Annotated in this window: 13 protein-coding genes; 11 read left to right on the top strand and 2 right to left on the bottom strand. The window is 65.2% G+C overall.

The window, feature by feature from the left end; all coding sequences use genetic code 11:
• The first annotated feature begins 30 nt into the window (after positions 1-30).
• From BLV45_RS13400 to BLV45_RS13365, 8 genes are all read left to right on the top strand, one after another.
• On the top strand, positions 31-1,281 hold the full coding sequence (locus tag BLV45_RS13400) for an aspartate aminotransferase family protein (protein WP_090533666.1): 1,251 nt from the start codon (positions 31-33) through the stop codon (positions 1,279-1,281).
• 33 nt (positions 1,282-1,314) lie between these two features.
• Complete coding sequence (gene aruF, locus BLV45_RS13395) at positions 1,315-2,379, top strand: arginine/ornithine succinyltransferase subunit alpha (protein ID WP_090533664.1); 1,065 nt, start codon at positions 1,315-1,317, stop codon at positions 2,377-2,379.
• Positions 2,376-3,413 carry an arginine N-succinyltransferase gene (gene astA, locus BLV45_RS13390; protein ID WP_090533662.1) on the top strand — a complete coding sequence of 346 codons (1,038 nt, stop codon included), beginning with the start codon at positions 2,376-2,378 and terminating at the stop codon, positions 3,411-3,413. Before aruF ends, astA begins: the two co-directional genes overlap by 4 nt.
• Positions 3,410-4,873 (top strand): succinylglutamate-semialdehyde dehydrogenase, encoded by a 1,464-nt coding sequence (astD, locus tag BLV45_RS13385; protein WP_090533660.1) that lies wholly within the window; start codon positions 3,410-3,412, stop codon positions 4,871-4,873. Before astA ends, astD begins: the two co-directional genes overlap by 4 nt.
• A gap of 9 nt (positions 4,874-4,882) precedes the next feature.
• Positions 4,883-6,223, top strand: a complete 1,341-nt coding sequence (astB, locus tag BLV45_RS13380) for an N-succinylarginine dihydrolase (RefSeq protein WP_090533658.1) — start codon at positions 4,883-4,885, stop codon at positions 6,221-6,223.
• Positions 6,207-7,256 carry a succinylglutamate desuccinylase gene (gene astE / locus BLV45_RS13375; RefSeq protein ID WP_090533656.1) on the top strand — a complete coding sequence of 350 codons (1,050 nt, stop codon included), beginning with the start codon at positions 6,207-6,209 and terminating at the stop codon, positions 7,254-7,256. The genes astB and astE overlap by 17 nt, the downstream gene beginning before the upstream one ends.
• Positions 7,257-7,486: 230 nt before the next feature.
• Complete coding sequence (locus BLV45_RS13370; RefSeq protein ID WP_090533655.1) at positions 7,487-8,281, top strand: ABC transporter substrate-binding protein; 795 nt, start codon at positions 7,487-7,489, stop codon at positions 8,279-8,281.
• 259 nt (positions 8,282-8,540) lie between these two features.
• The gene (locus BLV45_RS13365; RefSeq protein ID WP_090533653.1) at positions 8,541-9,929 is read left to right on the top strand and encodes an EAL and HDOD domain-containing protein; all 1,389 of its coding nucleotides are present in this window, start codon (positions 8,541-8,543) and stop codon (positions 9,927-9,929) included.
• An 89-nt stretch (positions 9,930-10,018) separates the two neighbouring features.
• Here the strand turns inward: BLV45_RS13365 and BLV45_RS13360 are convergent, their stop codons facing one another.
• Positions 10,019-11,473 (bottom strand): HDOD domain-containing protein, encoded by a 1,455-nt coding sequence (locus tag BLV45_RS13360; protein ID WP_090533651.1) that lies wholly within the window; start codon positions 11,471-11,473, stop codon positions 10,019-10,021.
• Between the two features lie 85 nt (positions 11,474-11,558).
• Positions 11,559-13,385, bottom strand: coding sequence for a putative bifunctional diguanylate cyclase/phosphodiesterase (locus BLV45_RS13355; protein ID WP_090533649.1), 1,827 nt, complete (start codon positions 13,383-13,385; stop codon positions 11,559-11,561).
• Between the two features lie 339 nt (positions 13,386-13,724).
• On the opposite strand from BLV45_RS13355, the gene BLV45_RS13350 reads away from it, so the two are divergent.
• The 3 genes from BLV45_RS13350 to BLV45_RS13340 all read left to right on the top strand — a co-directional run bounded on the left by BLV45_RS13350 (position 13,725) and on the right by BLV45_RS13340 (position 16,302).
• Entirely contained in the window at positions 13,725-15,050 is a 1,326-nt protein-coding gene (locus BLV45_RS13350; protein ID WP_090533647.1) for an EAL and HDOD domain-containing protein, read from the top strand.
• A gap of 80 nt (positions 15,051-15,130) precedes the next feature.
• The gene (locus BLV45_RS13345) at positions 15,131-15,694 is read left to right on the top strand and encodes a peroxiredoxin (protein ID WP_090533645.1); all 564 of its coding nucleotides are present in this window, start codon (positions 15,131-15,133) and stop codon (positions 15,692-15,694) included.
• Between the two features lie 137 nt (positions 15,695-15,831).
• The gene (locus BLV45_RS13340; RefSeq protein ID WP_090533643.1) at positions 15,832-16,302 is read left to right on the top strand and encodes a hypothetical protein; all 471 of its coding nucleotides are present in this window, start codon (positions 15,832-15,834) and stop codon (positions 16,300-16,302) included.
• The last annotated feature ends 86 nt before the right edge of the window (positions 16,303-16,388 follow it).

The raw sequence follows: 16,388 nt of genomic DNA, 5'->3' as shown, positions 1-16,388 counted from the left end.
ACTAGTGACATTACTGAACGAGGAATTGCCATGAACGACCTGACTGTGACGCGCCAGACCTTCGACGAAGTGATGGTGCCGCTGTTCTCGCCCGCCGCGTTCGTGCCGGTGCGCGGCGAGGGTTCGCGCGTCTGGGACACGCAGGGCCGCGACTATGTCGACTTCGCGGGCGGCATCGCCGTCACGGCGCTCGGCCATTCGCATCCGGCGCTGCTGAAGGTTCTGGAGGAGCAGGGCAGCCAGTTGTGGCACGTCGGTAACGGTTACACGAACGAGCCGGTGCTGCGCCTCGCGAAACGCCTCGAAGCGCTGACGTTCGCCGACCGCGCGTTCTTCGCGAACTCGGGCGCCGAAGCAAACGAAGCGGCGCTGAAGCTCGCGCGCCGCGTCGCGTTCGACCGTTTCGGCGCGGACAAATACGAAATCGTGTCGTTCGCGCAGTCGTTTCATGGCCGCACGTTCTTCACGGTGAGCGTCGGCGGCCAGGCGAAGTATTCGGAAGGCTTCGGCCCGGTTCCCGAAGGCATCATCCACCTGCCGTACAACGACACCGAGGCCGCGCTGAAGGCCATCGGTGCGAAGACGTGCGCGGTGATCGTCGAGCCGATCCAGGGCGAGGGCGGCGTGATCCCGGCCGATCCGGCGTTCCTGAAGGCGCTGCGCGAAGCCTGCGACAAGCACGGCGCACTGCTGATTTTTGACGAGGTACAAACGGGTGTGGGCCGCAGCGGCTATTTTTACGCGTATCAGGACACGGGCGTGACGCCGGACATCCTGACCACCGCGAAGGCGCTCGGCAACGGCTTCCCGATCGGCGCGATGCTGACGACGACCGCGATCGCCGCGCATTTCAAGGTGGGCGTGCATGGCACGACGTACGGCGGCAATCCGCTCGCCGCCGCGGTCGCCGACAAGGTGGTCGAGCTGATCAGCGCGCCTGCCGTGCTCGAAGGCGTGCGCACCCGCAGCGAACTGCTGAAGGCGAAGCTCGCGAAGATCAACGAACGTTTTGGCATCTTCAGGGACGTGCGCGGCAAGGGCCTCCTGATCGGCGCCGAACTCAACGACCCGTTCAGGGGCCGCGCGAAAGACTTCGTCACCGCCGCCGCGAATCATGGCGCGATGATGCTGATGGCCGGCCCGGACGTGCTGCGTTTCGCGCCGTCGCTCGTGATGCCGCTCGACGACCTGAACGAAGGCCTCGCGCGCGTCGAAAAGGCGATCGAGGCGGTTATTACCGCGAGCGCCACGACCGCGGCGACTGCTGAAACGGCACGCTGATCCACTGCATCGCATTCAACCACTGGAACGATGATGCTCTTCGTACGCCCCAGCCGTCTTGCCGATCTCGATGCGCTCGAACACATGGCGCGCACGGCCCAACCGGTGCTGCATTCGCTGCCGCACGACCGGCGGCTGCTGGAAGCGCGCATCGCGTTGTCCGAGGATTCGTTTCGCGCGGAAATCGATTTTCCGAGCGAGGAGTTCTATCTGTTCGTGCTCGAGGATGCCGCCACCGGCAAGCTGCTCGGCACGGCGAGCATCGTCGCGGCAGCGGGTTATTCGGAACCGTTCTACGTGTTCCGTAACGACGCGCTGATCCACGCGTCGCGCGAGCTGCACGTCAGCCGCAAGATTCACGCGCTCACGATGTCGCACGAACTGACGGGCAAGAGCCGTCTCGCGGGTTTCTATATCGATCCGTCGCTGCGTGGCGACGCGGCGGCGCATCTGATGTCGCGCGCCCGCATGATGTATATCGCCGCGAACCGCAGGCGCTTCACGCCAGAAGTGTTTTCGCTGCTGCTCGGCGTAACCGACGATGCGGGCGTGTCGCCGTTCTGGGAAGCGGTGGGTCGCAAGTTCTTCGGCCGCGATTTCGCCGACATCGAAATCGAATCGGGCGGCAGAAGCCGCACGTTCATCGCCGAAGTCATGCCGAGCTATCCGGTGTACGTGCCGTTGCTGCCGGAAGCCGCCCAGCGCGTGCTGGGCGAGCCCGACGAAAAGGCATTGCTCGCCTACGACATCCATCAGGAAGAAGGCTTCGAAACCGATCGCTTCATCGATATTTTCGACGCGGGCCCGGTGCTCACCGCGCAGGTCGATCGCGCGGCGTGCGTGGCGCGCAACGAAAACCGCGTGGTGCGCGAAGCGGCTTCGAGCGCAGCGGGCCCGACGTATCTGGTGGCGAGCAACCGCGAAGGCGATTTCCGCTGCGTGCTGGCGGATCTGTCCGTCGACAGGGCAACGGGCGCCGCGTTGCCCGCCGCGGTACGTGACGCACTCGGCGTGCGGGACGGCGACACGGTACGCTGCGTGCCGCTTCATCAGACCGCGCAGACCGCACAGAATGCATTCTCGGGAGAAGCACAATGATCGTCGTTCGCGTCGTGCAGACGGGCGATGTGGACGCGCTCGTCGCGCTCGCTCACGAGACAGGCCCAGGTCTCACCACGTTCAAGCCGGACCGTGACGCACTGGCCGCGCGCGTCGAACGCGCGCGCCGCACGATGGAAGGCCAGGCCGCGCCGCACGAGGAAGGCTACTTCTTCGTGATGGAAGATACGGCGACGGGTGACGTGGCGGGCGTCTGCGGCATCGAAACCGCGGTCGGGCTCGAGCAGCCGTTCTACAACTATCGCGTGAGCACGGTGGTGCATGCGAGCCAGGATCTCGGCATCTGGACGAAGATGCGCGCGCTCAACATCTCGCACGATCTGACGGGCTACGCGGAAGTGTGTTCGCTCTTTCTCAGCCCGCGCTATCGCACGAGCGGTGTCGGCGGTTTGCTGTCGCGCTCGCGCTTCATGTTTATCGCGCAGTTTCCCGAGCGCTTTCCGCAACGTATCTGCGCCGAGCTGCGCGGGCATTTCGATGCGAACGGATCGTCGCCGTTCTGGCGCGCGGTCGGCTCGCATTTCTACCAGATCGATTTCAACGCGGCCGATTACCTCAGCTCGCACGGGCGCAAGGCGTTCCTCGCCGAACTGATGCCGCGTTATCCGGTGTATGTCGATCTGCTGCCGCAGGAAGCGCAGGATTGCGTCGGGCTCACGCACAGCGACACGATTCCCGCGCGCCGCATGCTCGAATCGGAGGGGCTGCGCTACGAGAATCACGTCGATATTTTCGATGCGGGTCCGGTGCTCGAATGCCATATCGCCGACCTGCGCACGGTGCGCGAGAGCGTGGTCGTGCCGGTTGAAACCGGTGCGCCGCTCGTGCATCACGAAGGGCAGCGCGCGCTGGTTTCGAATACCTCGCTGACCGATTTTCGCGTGGGCGTGGCGCCTGGCGTGCCGGAGGCGGGCGTGTTCCGTCTCACGGCCGAGGACGCCGCCGCGCTCGGCGTGCGTGCCGGCGACGCCGTGCGCGTGCTGCCGCTGAAATCAAAACAAGGACGATCATGAACGAGCTTTTCATCGACGGCGAATGGGTCGCCGGCACCGGTCCCGTTTTCGCTTCGCGCAATCCGGGCACGGATCAGGTCGTGTGGGAAGGCCGCAGCGCCTCCGCCGACGACGTCGAGCGCGCCGTGCGCAGCGCCCGCAACGCGTTTCAAGCGTGGGCCGCGCTCGACTTCGACGCCCGCATCGCGATCGTGCGCCGCTTCGCCGGGCTGCTGACGGAGCGCAAGGATGCGATGGCTGAAGCGATCGGCCGCGAGACCGGCAAGCCGCTGTGGGAAGCGCGCACGGAAGCCGCGTCGATGGCGGCGAAGGTCGCGATATCGATTCAGGCATACAACGAGCGCACCGGCGAGAAACGCACGCCAATGGCCGATGGCGTCGCGGTGCTGCGGCATCGTCCGCATGGCGTCGTGGCGGTGTTCGGGCCATACAATTTCCCGGGCCACCTGCCCAACGGCCACATCGTGCCGGCGCTGATCGCGGGCAATGCGGTGGTGTTCAAACCGTCGGAACTCGCACCCGGCGTCGCGCAGGCGACCGTCGAGGTATGGCGTGATGCGGGACTGCCGGCAGGCGTGCTGAACCTCGTGCAGGGCGAGAAGGAAACCGGTATCGCGCTTGCGAATCACCGGCAGATCGACGGTCTCTTCTTCACCGGCAGCTCGGATACCGGCACGCTGCTGCACAAACAGTTTGGCGGCCGTCCGGAGATCGTGCTCGCGCTCGAAATGGGCGGCAACAACCCGCTCGTGATCGCGCCCGTCAGCGACATCGACGCCGCCGTGCATCACACGATTCAATCCGCGTTCCTGTCGGCCGGCCAGCGCTGCACGTGTGCGCGCCGCATCTTCGTGCCCAGCGATGCGTTCGGCGACCGCTATGTCGAGCGCCTTGTCGACGTGACCTCACGCATCGCGGTGGGCGAATACAACGCGAATCCGCAGCCGTTCATGGGCGCGGTGATCTCGGCGCGCGCGGCATCGCGTCTCGTCGCGGCACAGGAGCGGCTCATCGCCGACGGTGCGAAACCGCTGCTGAAGATGGAACAGCGCGATCCGAAGCTCGGCTTCGTCACGCCCGCGATTCTCGATGTGACCCACGTGCGGAACCTGCCCGACGAAGAGCATTTCGGCCCGCTTGCGCAGATCATCCGCTATGGCAATTTCGATGAAGCGATCGAGCGCGCGAACGACACCGGATTCGGTCTTTCCGCGGGCCTGCTCGCGGACGACGAGGCGCTGTGGACGCAGTTCCAGCGCGGCATTCGCGCCGGCATCGTGAACTGGAACCGGCCGACCAACGGTGCGTCGTCGGGCGCGCCGTTCGGCGGCACGGGGCGCTCGGGCAACAACCGGCCGAGCGCGTACTACGCGGCCGATTACTGCGCGTATCCGATGGCTTCCGTCGAAAGCGCCCAACTGCAGATGCCCGCGAGCGTGTCGCCGGGTCTTCAATTTTAAGGAACGACGATGTTCGCCTCTGAAGCCAATTTCGACGGACTCGTCGGCCCGACGCACAACTATGCGGGGCTGTCGTTCGGCAACGTCGCGTCGCAGAACAACGAGAAGTCGGTTGCGAATCCGAAGGCCGCCGCGAAGCAGGGCCTGCGCAAGATGAAGCAGCTCGCCGACCTCGGTTTCAATCAGGGCGTGCTGCCGCCGCAGGAGCGGCCTTCGATGCGCCTGTTGCGCGAACTCGGCTTCTCGGGCGACGACGCCACCGTGATCGCACGCGTCGCGAAGGACGCGCCCGAGTTGCTGGCGGCCGCCAGTTCCGCGTCGGCGATGTGGACGGCGAACGCGGCCACCGTGAGCCCCTCGGCCGACACGCACGACGGCCGCGTGCATTTCACGCCGGCCAACCTGTGCAGCAAGCTGCATCGCGCGATCGAACACGAATCGACCCGCCGCACGTTGCGCGCGATCTTCGCCGACGATACGCGCTTCGCGGTACACGAGGCGTTGCCCGGCACGCCCGCGCTCGGCGACGAAGGCGCGGCGAATCACACGCGCTTCTGCGCGGAATATGGCGCACGTGGTGTCGAATTCTTCGTGTATGGCCGCGGCGAATATCGTCGCGGGCCGGAGCCGAAGCGCTTTCCGGCGCGCCAGACGTTCGAGGCGAGCCGCGCGGTGGCGCATCGTCACGGGCTGGTCGAAGGCGGCACGGTGTACGCGCAGCAGAATCCGGACGTGATTGACGCGGGCGTGTTTCATAACGACGTGATCGCGGTCGGCAACCGCAACACGCTGTTCTGCCATGAACTGGCGTTTGTCGACCAGTCTTCCGTGTATGACGAGCTGTCGAAGAAGCTCGAAAAACTCAGCGCGACGTTTGACGTGATCGAGGTGCCGGATGCGCAGGTGAGCGTGGCGGATGCCGTTTCGTCGTATCTGTTCAACAGCCAGTTGCTGACGCGTCCCGATGGCCGTCAGGTGCTGGTCGTGCCGCAGGAATGCCGCGAAAACGAACGCGTTGCCGCGTATCTCGACAGCCTGACGGAACGGCACGGCCCGATCGACGAAGTGCTGGTGTTCGATCTGCGCGAAAGCATGAAGAACGGCGGCGGGCCGGCGTGCCTGCGTCTGCGGGTCGTTCTGAACGACGCCGAGCGCGCGGCGGTGACGCCGGGCGTGTGGATCAACGACACGTTGTTCGGCCGCCTGGATGCATGGATCGAAAAGCACTATCGCGACCGCCTTGCACCGCTCGACCTGACCGATCCGTTGCTGCTCGTCGAATCGCGCACGGCGCTCGACGAACTGACGCAGATTCTCGGCCTCGGCTCGCTTTATGACTTCCAGCGCTAAACCCGGCGTGGAAGCGCTGCTCGACGATTTTCTCGCGTATACGCTGGCGTGTACGCGTCCTTCTTCCGCGCAGGCGCAGGGTACGTTGGCGAGCGGCGTGCGTTATACCTGGCTCGACGACGGCGTGCTGCTGCTCGAACCGGCCGCGCTTACGCAAACCACGCGCAGCGTGCTTGCGTCCGCGGGCATTCACGGCGACGAAACCGCGCCGATCGAACTGCTCTGCGCGCTCGTGCGGGATATCGCTTCGGGCAAGGCCTCGCTGGAATGTCGTCTGCTTGTGATTCTGGGCAACGTCGATGCGATGCGCGACGGGTGCCGTTATCGCGACGACGACCTGAACCGTCTCTTTAGCGGGCGTCACGCACAGGTGCCGCAAAGCCATGAAGCACCGCGCGCGCTGGCCCTGGAACAGGCCGCGCGGCGGTTTTTCGCCGCCGCGCCGGATGCGTCCGAAGCACGCTGGCACGTCGACATGCATACCGCGATTCGCCCGTCCGTGTTCGAGCAGTTCGCGCTGCTGCCGCATACCGGTGCGCCGCTCTCGCGCGTGATGTTCGAGTGGCTGCGCGATGCACGCATCGCCGCCGTTCTGCTGCACACGACGAAGGGCAACACGTATTCGCATTTCACGGCCGACGCGTGCGGCGCGCTGGCCTGTACGCTCGAACTCGGCAAGGTGCGCCCGTTCGGGCAGAACGATCTTGCGCGCTTCGCGGGTGCGGATCGCGCGTTGCGTCAGCTGGTAGCCGGTCACTCCGGTGACGCTGCCGCACCGCTTCCTCGTGTGTTCACGGTGATCGACCAGATCACGAAGCAGAGCGACGCGTTCGAACTGCTCGTCGCCGCCGACGTGCCGAATTTCACACCCTTCGTGAAGGACACGCTGCTCGCGCGCGACGGCGACTATCGCTATACCGTGCGTCACGAAGAAGAGCGCATCGTGTTTCCGAACCCGACCGTCAAACCCGGCCTGCGCGCGGGCCTGCTCGTCATCGACACGACGGACAGCACGCTCGCCGCGCTTGCCTGATCGCGACACGTTATTGCATCTTCGGGTACACGCATGCTGGCTGGCCATCGCGTCGCGTGCGGTTCGCGCCCAGCCGGGCGCGTGGCGCGGACGCTGTACAATCCCGCCCTCGCGACTGTTGCGATGCACCACGGCAGTCGCCCCGATTTGAACCGCGCTGCGGGCGCTGCGACCCTACGCGCCTCGATCCGGTTTTCTGTTTTACCTCGTTACCAGCAAGGACTCCCCTGATGAACACAACCTGGCGTTACATGGCCGCGTTCGCGCTTTTCGCGTCGGCCGCGATGGCAGCGGGCACCGCATCCGCAACCGACATCAAGGAAATCCGCTTCGGCGTCGAAGCGTCGTATGCACCGTTCGAATCGAAGTCGCCCGCGGGCGCGCTGCAAGGCTTCGACATCGATATCGGCAATGCCGTTTGCGCAAAGCTGAAAGCGAAATGCGTGTGGGTCGAAAATTCCTTCGACGGCCTGATTCCCGCGTTGCAGGCACGCAAGTTCAGCGCGATCAATTCGGACATGACGATCACCGACCAGCGCCGTCAGGCGGTCGATTTCACCGATCCGATCTACACGATCCCGAACCAGATGATCGCGAAGAAGGGCAGTGGCCTGCTGCCGACGCCGGCATCGCTGAAGGGAAAACACGTTGGCGTGCTGCAGGGCACGATTCAGGAAACGTACGCGAAGGCGCGCTGGGCGCCGGCAGGTGTCGACGTTGTGCCGTACCAGACGCAGGACCAGATCTACGAAGACCTGGCTTCGGGTCGCCTCGACGCTGCGTTCCAGGACGCGGAAGCGGCCTCGAAGGGCTTTCTGAAGCGCCCTCAAGGCGCGGGCTTTGAATTCGCGGGCCCGGCGGTCAGCGACGAAAAACTGCTTGGCGCGGGCGTCGGTTTCGGCGTGCGCAAGGGCGACGCGGCTTTGAAGGACGCGCTTAATCAGGCGTTAAGAGAATTGAAAGCTGACGGCACCATCGACCGCTACGCGGCAAAGTATTTCGACGTGAAGGTCGTGCTGAAGTAAGCGTGCCCCCACGCGCGAAGCGCGGGTTCGTTCAAGCACGGCTCACGCAGCATGCGGTGATGAAAACCGGTCATTTCGATGGCCGGTTTTTTTTCGGAAAACCGCGCCGCGCGGGTATCTGACGAGGCCCGCGTGCGCTAGAATCTGCGGGTGTTGCAGGGCCGTGGCGCGAATTGATGAACGCTGCGTCCTGCCACGATAAATACACCAGAATCGGCCAGGCAGAACGGGGCATCGAGACGCTCCGCAGGGGAAGGGAATGACCATCAGCGCAGTCGAAGATCCACATCAGCAAGGGGACGCCACCGGGCAGGCTGTCGCAGTGCAGGATGAAGTCTATGTTGCCCGTCAGCCCTTGCTGGACCGCGAAGGCATGCTGTGCGGCTTCGAGATGAAAGTGCGCAGCCCGGCCGTGCCAGACCCCGATCCCACGAACTTTACCGATAGCGAAATCGACGTCGCGGCGCTGACGCAGGCCGTCAAGGACGCGCAGGCGGCACGTGTCCAGGTGGCGAAGCGCATCGTCCTCGCGGCGGCGCACCGTGATGCCGGCGGCGCGCTCGCGGGCCATACGGCGTACATCGATGCGAGCCGCGAGATGCTGTTCGAAGAGACGTTGCGTCTGTTGCCGCCGTCCCGCTTCATGCTCGAACTGCCGTCTGATCTGGTTGCGGACGACATGCTTGTCAACCGCGTGATCGCGCTGCATGGCAAACGTTATCGTTTCGTGCTCGACGACGTCACGCAGCCCGACGACACCTTTGCGAAACTGCTGCCATACGCCGACGCCATCAAGATCGATTTTCGCCACACGCAACCCGCGTTGCTGCCGAAGCTCGCGAAGGTGCTGAAGGCGGCGGGCAAGATCCTGATCGCGAAGGGCCTCGATACGCCGGCCGCGTTTCAGGCCGCGTACGATCTCGGCTTCGACCGTTTTCAGGGCTATTTCTTCGCGCGCCCGCACGCGCAGGGCATGCGCCGCGCCAGCGCGCCGCGTCACGCGCTGCTGAACCTGCTGCAGATGCTCGCGTCCGATCCGACCGTCGCGCAGCTCGAGGCGGAACTCAAGCTCAACCCGGTGCTCGTGATGCATCTGATGCGGCTCGCGAATTCGAGCGGCCTGGGTCTCGGTCACAAGGTCACGTCGCTGCGCGAAGCGATCAACGCAACGGGCACGAACCGCATTGCACGCTGGACGCAACTGCTGCTTTACGCGGACGGCCGCAAGGTGTCACACGAAGACGATCCCCTGCTGCAACTCGCCGCCACGCGCGCGCGCTTCATGGAACTCGCGATCGAGCGTCTGCCTGAAGCCGGTCGCGACGAAGCCGATGCGGCGTTTCTCACGGGCGTGTTTTCGTTTGTGGATGCGGTGTTCGGCGAGCCGCTGGACAGCACGCTCGACATGCTGATGCTGACCCGCCCGATCCGCGCGGCGATTCTGCGTCGCGAAGGGGCGCTGGGCGCGCTGCTGTCGGCCATCGAGGCGCTGGAAAACGGCGCGTGGAGCGATCTGGACGCGGTAAGCGCACAGCTCGCGCCGTTGACGCCGGGTGATGTTGCGGGCCTCGCGCTGGTGGCGGCCGCATGGGCGGGTGTTGCGGATAGCAGCGCCGAAGCCGCGGGGCTGGAGCGGATCGAGGATTAAAGCGCCCTGAAACAGGAAGGCAGGAAGGCGGATCGCAGCCTTCAATCGTGAACCGGTGGCGTGCCGACAGCCGCCGGCAACAACCCACGCTAGAACACCTCCATCTCACTCTTCGGCGACTGCGCGAAAAACCGTCCCATCTCACGCGCCAGCTCGTTCAACGCCGCCATCTCTTTCTGCGAGATCTTGCGCGGTTCCTGCGAATGCGACCAGTCGCCGTACATGAGCGCGACCGTCGACTGATTCTCTTCCAGCACGACCGGCAGGATCACGAACGAACGCGCGTCGTCGAACGCGCGACGGAACCATGCCGGCAGACGCGCCATGATCTTCGGGTCGCGCGCGTTCTCGATGAAAATCCCGACCGAATTCGCGATCGCCAGATGGAACACGTCCGGTTCGAACGTCGCGGTGAAGCCGAGCGTCGGCAACAGCGCGGTCATCTTCGGGCCGAGACCGAGCCGCGCCTTGAACGAGCCGGCGCCATGCCTCACGAACACGACCGTGCGCGTGAAATTGAGCCCTGCCAGAACGGTCTCGGATGCCATCGCGAGCACCGGGCCGACCGGATTGTCGGAAGGCAGCGCACGCAGGTCCTCGACACAGGCGGCGATACGCGCTTCGGGGTCGAGCGCTTCGCGCGCGATCGCATCGGCGTTCGCGCGCAGCTCGACGATCTCGCGCATCACGCCGTCGTCGGACTCTTCGCCCGCGAGCGCGATGCTCATGGCGACGAGCGTTTCCGGTTCGGTGCCGAGCATGTGACCGTAGCGGTGCGCAAGCTCGGCGATACTCGTTTCGCGCACCGCGTCGGACATGTTCGGCGTCGTCAGGACGTGCGAGACTTCAGTCGAATAGTTGGTGATGGCGCGCAGCCACTGCACCTGGCGTGACGCGTTGTCCGGCGTTTCATATTGCGTCATGCCGGCGCGGATCATGTCGGGCAGGCGCCAGCGCGTCGCCGCTTCAAGACCGATTTCATCGAACGTGACGCCGAGTTCGTCGTTGCACGCCTCGTTTTCGTCGACGCCCGCGTCGATTTTGCGGCGGATCTTGTCCCACTCGGCGTCGAGGTAGAAGACGACCAGCAGCTTGCCCACCTGACGCATCAGCGTGCAGACGACGGCCTCTTCGCCGGCGCGCAGGTCGCCGCGCTCGGTGAGCTTGCGCGCGACGCAGCCCGAGAGCATCGTGCGGTTCAGTTCGAGCTTCGCGTCGATGCGGCGCGGCACGCTGTGGTGAAAGTGATCGACGAGTTTCAGGCCGACGATCAGATGGCCGACGGCGTCCATGCCGAGCACCATCAGCGCGCGCGTGACAGTCGTGATGTTGCCGCCGAACGCCATGTACATCGCCGAGTTGGCGAGCCGCAGCACCTTTTGCGTGAGCGCGAAATCCGACAGCACGACTTGCACGAGCGCGGAAAAATCGAGATCGTCATTGTTCATCGCCGACACGGTGGTGCGCATCGCCTGCGAGAGCATGGGGAAGTCCCCGCGCTCGTTCATTCGCGACCACAGCCTGTCCAGCAGCGCAGCCTTCATTTAAGTCCCGCCAAAGCCATACGTATTCCAGTGTTCAGCATGCCGGTGCGTCCCGGGTATCCTGACTTCGGGTCGATCCTGTACATCAGGCCACCGCGGTGTGCAGACGGAGCGCGCGCGACTGGAAGCGCTGCGCCAGTTCGTCCGACGGCAGCGCCTTGCAGACGAGCCAGCCCTGAATGTGGTCGCAGCCCATCTCGGTCAGGAGCGCGCGTTGTGCCTCGGTTTCGACGCCTTCGGCGACGAGTTCGAGATCGAGTGTCTGGGCCAGTCCGACCACCGCGCTCACGATCGCCTGGTCGTTGCGCGAGGTTAGCAGATTCTCCACGAAGCTACGGTCGATCTTGAGCTTCGCAAGCGGGAAGCGCTGCAGATACGCGAGGCTCGAATAGCCGGTGCCGAAATCGTCGACGGCAAAGCGGATGCCGATCGCGGTCATCTCTTCGAGCAGCGCCTTCGCGTGTACCGGGTCGTGCATCAGCAGGCTTTCCGTGATCTCGAACACGAGCCGGCGCGGGTCGATGCCGGTGAGCGTGATCGCCTCGCGCACGCTCTCGGTAAAACGCGGGTCGCGGAACTGCTGGGGCGACACGTTCACCGCGACGTATTGCAGCGAAATGCCTTGCGCGTCCCACTGGATCAGCTGCATGCACGCGATCTTCAACACCCAGTTGCCCAGGTAGTTGATGAGGCCGACCGATTCGGCGAGCGGGATGAACATCGATGGCGGCAGGAGACCATGTACCGGATGCAGCCAGCGGATCAGCGCCTCGACACCGACGACGCCATGTGTCTGGCTGCTCGTGATCGGCTGGAAGTGCAGCGAGAACTCGCCGTTGCGCACGCCGTCGTAGAGATCGGACTCGAGTTTGAGGCGCTCGGCGTCGGCGGGGTTGTCATCGGGGACATAGAACGCGAGCGTGTTGCCGCCAGACTTCTTGGCCTGGATCAGCGCGTGATCGGCGCAGCGTTGCAGCTGGCTGTCGCTGGCGGGCGTGTCCTTCAGATGGCGCGCGTCCGGGTAGAGCGCGATGCCGATGTTCGCCGACAGATGCACCTGCTGGCCGTTGAACGAATACGGACGCTGGACGGCGGTCAGGAGGCGCCGCGCGAGCGCTTCGGCGGCGAGCGCGGCGTTCTGGTGCGTCGAGATCAGCGGCATCAGGATCGCGAACTCGTCGCTCGTGGCGCGCGCGAGAATCTCGCCGCCGTTCATCATGTTCTGCAGGCGGCGCGCGGTTTCGCGCAGCATCTCGTCGCCGGCGTCGTAGCCGAGCGCGCGGTTCACGCGCTGATAGTCGTCGATGTCGAGCAGCAGCAGCGCCGCGCTGGAGTCGTGCGCGTCGGCCTGCTGCTGGGCGTTCAGCAGCGCGGGCGTGAGGGCGGACTGGTTCGCGAGGCCGGTCAGCCGGTCGTGATGCAGTGCATGATTGAGGCGGTCCTCCGTCGCGCGCCAGGCCGAGACGTCGAAGCCGGCGATCGCGTAGCCCTCGACGCCGTCGTGCGTGTTGCGCACCACGCGCAGTTCGACCGCGACCGGGTAGGTCAGCGACTTCACGAGGTCGAGCGTGGTTTTTTCGATGGTGTTGCTGTCCCGGGCGCGGGCGAGCAGGGCGTCGAGCTTCGCGACGTCGCCCGGGGCGACCAGATCGTGGAGCGTGATCGTCTGCAGGTATTCGCGGTGGTAGCCGATGAAGCGCAGGCTCGCGTCCGACACGTACAGGAACTTGAGACTGGCGTCGACATGGGCGAGGAAATCCACGGCGCCGACGGCCGCGAGGGTCTCGCCGCCAGCCGGCCGGCTGCCTGGCCCGGCGGCTTGCCTGTCCGCGCGCCGGCCAAGCATGCGCAACCGCTCGATGACCGTGCGCAGGGGGCCCCGGCGGGGCGCGGTGACGCTGTTCGCTTCCATGTTTGTCGCTGGCAACCCGTATTCTCACTGGCTGGCGGACGACCGGTTCCGCCGTTTTCGGGGGCGCGGCCCAAAGGCACGAGCCCGCCTATCAGAACGGGATAACGACCCCGGCGCGAAAATCTTTAGCCTGGCGGGCAAAAAAGCAACGATCACCGGAAGCGCTTCCACCAGCGCTGTAATAATTTCCGGTTTCAGTTACAGTGACGCGAATATCGTCGATGCGCCAAAGTGCCGGCAGCCGTCTCGCATGGGGCCGGAGCAACGCGGGCAAGCAGAACCTGCGCGCCGGGCTCAAACAGAATTCCACCAGCAGAATTCCACCACCCGCCAACAGACATGTCTGAACCGAGCGAGACCAGATCAACGCCCACGCATGCCGATCCCGGCACGGCCTTGCAGGCGCCGGACGGCGCCGTTCCGGCGTGCCAGTTCGCGTTCCTCGCCCGTCAGCCGATCCTCGACCGCTCGGGTGCGCTTTTCGCGTATGAGCTGCTGTTTCGTTCCGGCGAACAGAACTTCGCGCAGGTCAGCAGCGACGACGAAGCCACCGCCCACGTGGTCGCCCGCACGATTGGCGGGCTCGGCGTGCCGGCCGTGCTGGGCGAGCATCGCGGTTATGTGAACATCGGCCGGGACCTGCTCTTCGACGACATGATTCACGTGATGTCCCCCGAGCGTTTCGTGCTCGAGATTCTCGAGACCGTCCGGTTCGATGCAAGCGTGCTGAGGCGTCTCATCCAGTTGCGTCGCGCCGGGTTCCAGATCGCGCTCGACGACGTGGTCGAACTTTCCGGGGAGCTCGTCAGGGTCCTGCCGCATGCGGACATCGTGAAGATCGACTTTCTGCAGACCGACCGCGCGAAGCTGCCCGAACTCGTGTCGACGATCCGCAGGTTCGGCAAGACGCTGGTCGCGGAAAAAGTCGAGACGCGCGAAGACTTCGCGCTCGCCAGCGAACTGGGCTTCGATCTCTTCCAGGGTTATTTCTTCGCGCGGCCCCAGGTGCTGGCCGCACCGCGTCCGAAGTCGTCGCGTGAAGCGCTGCTGCGGCTCCTCGCGCTGCTTTCCCGCGAGCCCGACATCAACGAAATCGAAGAGGAGCTGAAGCGCAATCCGAACGTCGTCGTGCAGTTGCTGCGGCTCGCGAATTCGAGCGCGTTCGGGCTCGGCCGCGAAATCTCGTCGCTGCGCCAGGCGATCACCGCAACCGGCACGCGCCAGATCGCGCGGTGGACCCAGCTGTTGCTGTACGCCGACGGCCGCGATCTGCCGTGGCGCTCCGATCCGCTCGTGCAGCTCGGCCGGACGCGTTCGCGCTTCATGGAACTGGCGGGCAACCGGCTGCATCCTTCCGATGACCGCTTCGCCGACGCCGCGTTCATGACCGGCGTCTTTTCGCTCGTCCACGTGGTGGTCGATTCGACGCCGGAGTGTACGCTCGACCGGCTGGGCCTCGCGCCGCAGATTCGCGACGCCATCGTCAATCATGCGGGCCCGCTCGGCACGCTGCTGCGCATCACCGAGGCGATCGAGCAGGGCCTCGACGTGGATGCGATCGTACGCGAAGCGCCGCTGCCGGAATTCGCCGGGCTCACGCCCGAGGTGATCGCCGGATTGAGCCTTTCTGCAGCATCGTGGACAGGCGGGCATACTGACAGCTAACGCAGCTTCGCTGGTATGCGCGAAACGGGTTCGGGTCGCGCTCGCGGGCTGCTTGTCAGTCGTCAGAAAGGGAAACCGTGATGAAACGAAATACATGGCCGTGGATCGCGGCCGCCTGTGTGTCCGCGGCGCTTTCGCTCTTCGCGCTCAACGCCAGCGCGACGCTGAAGCCGGGTGACGCCGCACCTGACTTCACGACGCAGGCATCGCTCGGCGGCAAGACGTACACCTACGAACTCGCCGACGCACTGAAGAAAGGCCCCGTCGTGCTGTACTTTTACCCGGCGGCGTTCACGAAAGGCTGCACGATCGAAGCGCACGACTTCGCGGAAGCCGTCGACGAGTATAAAAAGTATGGTGCGACCGTGATCGGCGTCTCGCACGACAACATCGCGACGCTGACGAAATTCTCGGTCAGCGAATGCCGCAGCAAATTCCCCGTGGCCGCCGACGAGAACAGCAAGATCATCGATGCGTACGATGCCGGCATGCCGATGCACGCGTCGATGGCGAACCGCGTGTCGTACGTGATCGCGCCCGACGGCAAGGTGATCTACGAATACACGAGCCTTTCGCCCGACCAGCACGTCGAGAACACGCTGAAGGCGGTGAAGGAGTGGGCCGCCACGCACAGGCAGCCCTGATCGCATCGTTCAGGTCGCGCGCGGCGGGTGATTCCGCCGCTTTCCTTTTGTGTACGCCACGCGCGGGTCGTGCCGTGCCTGTGGCTCGCCGTGCCCACGCCTGCCGGCTGCGTGAGTCCCTGTCGAGGTGATGTCGAATGCCGATTCTGGTTGTCCTCTTTGCGTTGATCGCGCTGGTGTACGGCGCGGTGCGGGCGTTCTACTTTCTGTCGACGCAGTTCGGTCTCGCCGTGGCGACCGGTGTGGCCGTGACCGTCGTCGTTGCGTTGCTGCTGACGATCGCGTGGTGGTGGCGACGCCATCGCGAGGTATCCGCGAACGTGCGCGACGGCGACTGGACGCACGAACTGAAAGGCGAATGGGGCGAGCTGAAACTGGCCGCCGCGAAGCGCTTCATGACGGTGCGCACGGGCGACGCCGTCGGTGAGTTCATTTTCGCGGATCTCGTTCAGGCCGAGGCGGCGCACGCAGCGGGCGGCTGGCAGGTCGCGCTGACGGTCCGCAACGCAAGCCAGCCCGTCTGGCATCTGCCGATGGCAAGCGAGCGGCAGGCCAGACAATGGGCGCGCATTCTCGCGCTGGCGGCGGCGCAAAAACTCAAGGGGTGAGCTGTCGCGCGACGCCCTGAAAAGGCGTCGCGCCCTGGCGCCTGTTTCGCCGTTGCTCCGCCGCTTATTCCACCGCTTATTCCACG

It is taken from the genome of Paraburkholderia sartisoli, from assembly GCF_900107685.1.
Lineage (GTDB): Bacteria > Pseudomonadota > Gammaproteobacteria > Burkholderiales > Burkholderiaceae > Paraburkholderia > Paraburkholderia sartisoli.
This window is presented reverse-complemented; position numbering and strand designations above follow the sequence as displayed.

Coding starts and splice junctions, on each gene's coding strand:
- BLV45_RS13400 (WP_090533666.1), top strand. CDS start 31: ATGAACGACCTGACTGTGACGCGCCAGACCTTCGACGAAGTGATGGTG.
- aruF (WP_090533664.1), top strand. CDS start 1,315: ATGCTCTTCGTACGCCCCAGCCGTCTTGCCGATCTCGATGCGCTCGAA.
- astA (WP_090533662.1), top strand. CDS start 2,376: ATGATCGTCGTTCGCGTCGTGCAGACGGGCGATGTGGACGCGCTCGTC.
- astD (WP_090533660.1), top strand. CDS start 3,410: ATGAACGAGCTTTTCATCGACGGCGAATGGGTCGCCGGCACCGGTCCC.
- astB (WP_090533658.1), top strand. CDS start 4,883: ATGTTCGCCTCTGAAGCCAATTTCGACGGACTCGTCGGCCCGACGCAC.
- astE (WP_090533656.1), top strand. CDS start 6,207: ATGACTTCCAGCGCTAAACCCGGCGTGGAAGCGCTGCTCGACGATTTT.
- BLV45_RS13370 (WP_090533655.1), top strand. CDS start 7,487: ATGAACACAACCTGGCGTTACATGGCCGCGTTCGCGCTTTTCGCGTCG.
- BLV45_RS13365 (WP_090533653.1), top strand. CDS start 8,541: ATGACCATCAGCGCAGTCGAAGATCCACATCAGCAAGGGGACGCCACC.
- BLV45_RS13360 (WP_090533651.1), bottom strand. CDS start 11,473: ATGAAGGCTGCGCTGCTGGACAGGCTGTGGTCGCGAATGAACGAGCGC.
- BLV45_RS13355 (WP_090533649.1), bottom strand. CDS start 13,385: ATGGAAGCGAACAGCGTCACCGCGCCCCGCCGGGGCCCCCTGCGCACG.
- BLV45_RS13350 (WP_090533647.1), top strand. CDS start 13,725: ATGTCTGAACCGAGCGAGACCAGATCAACGCCCACGCATGCCGATCCC.
- BLV45_RS13345 (WP_090533645.1), top strand. CDS start 15,131: ATGAAACGAAATACATGGCCGTGGATCGCGGCCGCCTGTGTGTCCGCG.
- BLV45_RS13340 (WP_090533643.1), top strand. CDS start 15,832: ATGCCGATTCTGGTTGTCCTCTTTGCGTTGATCGCGCTGGTGTACGGC.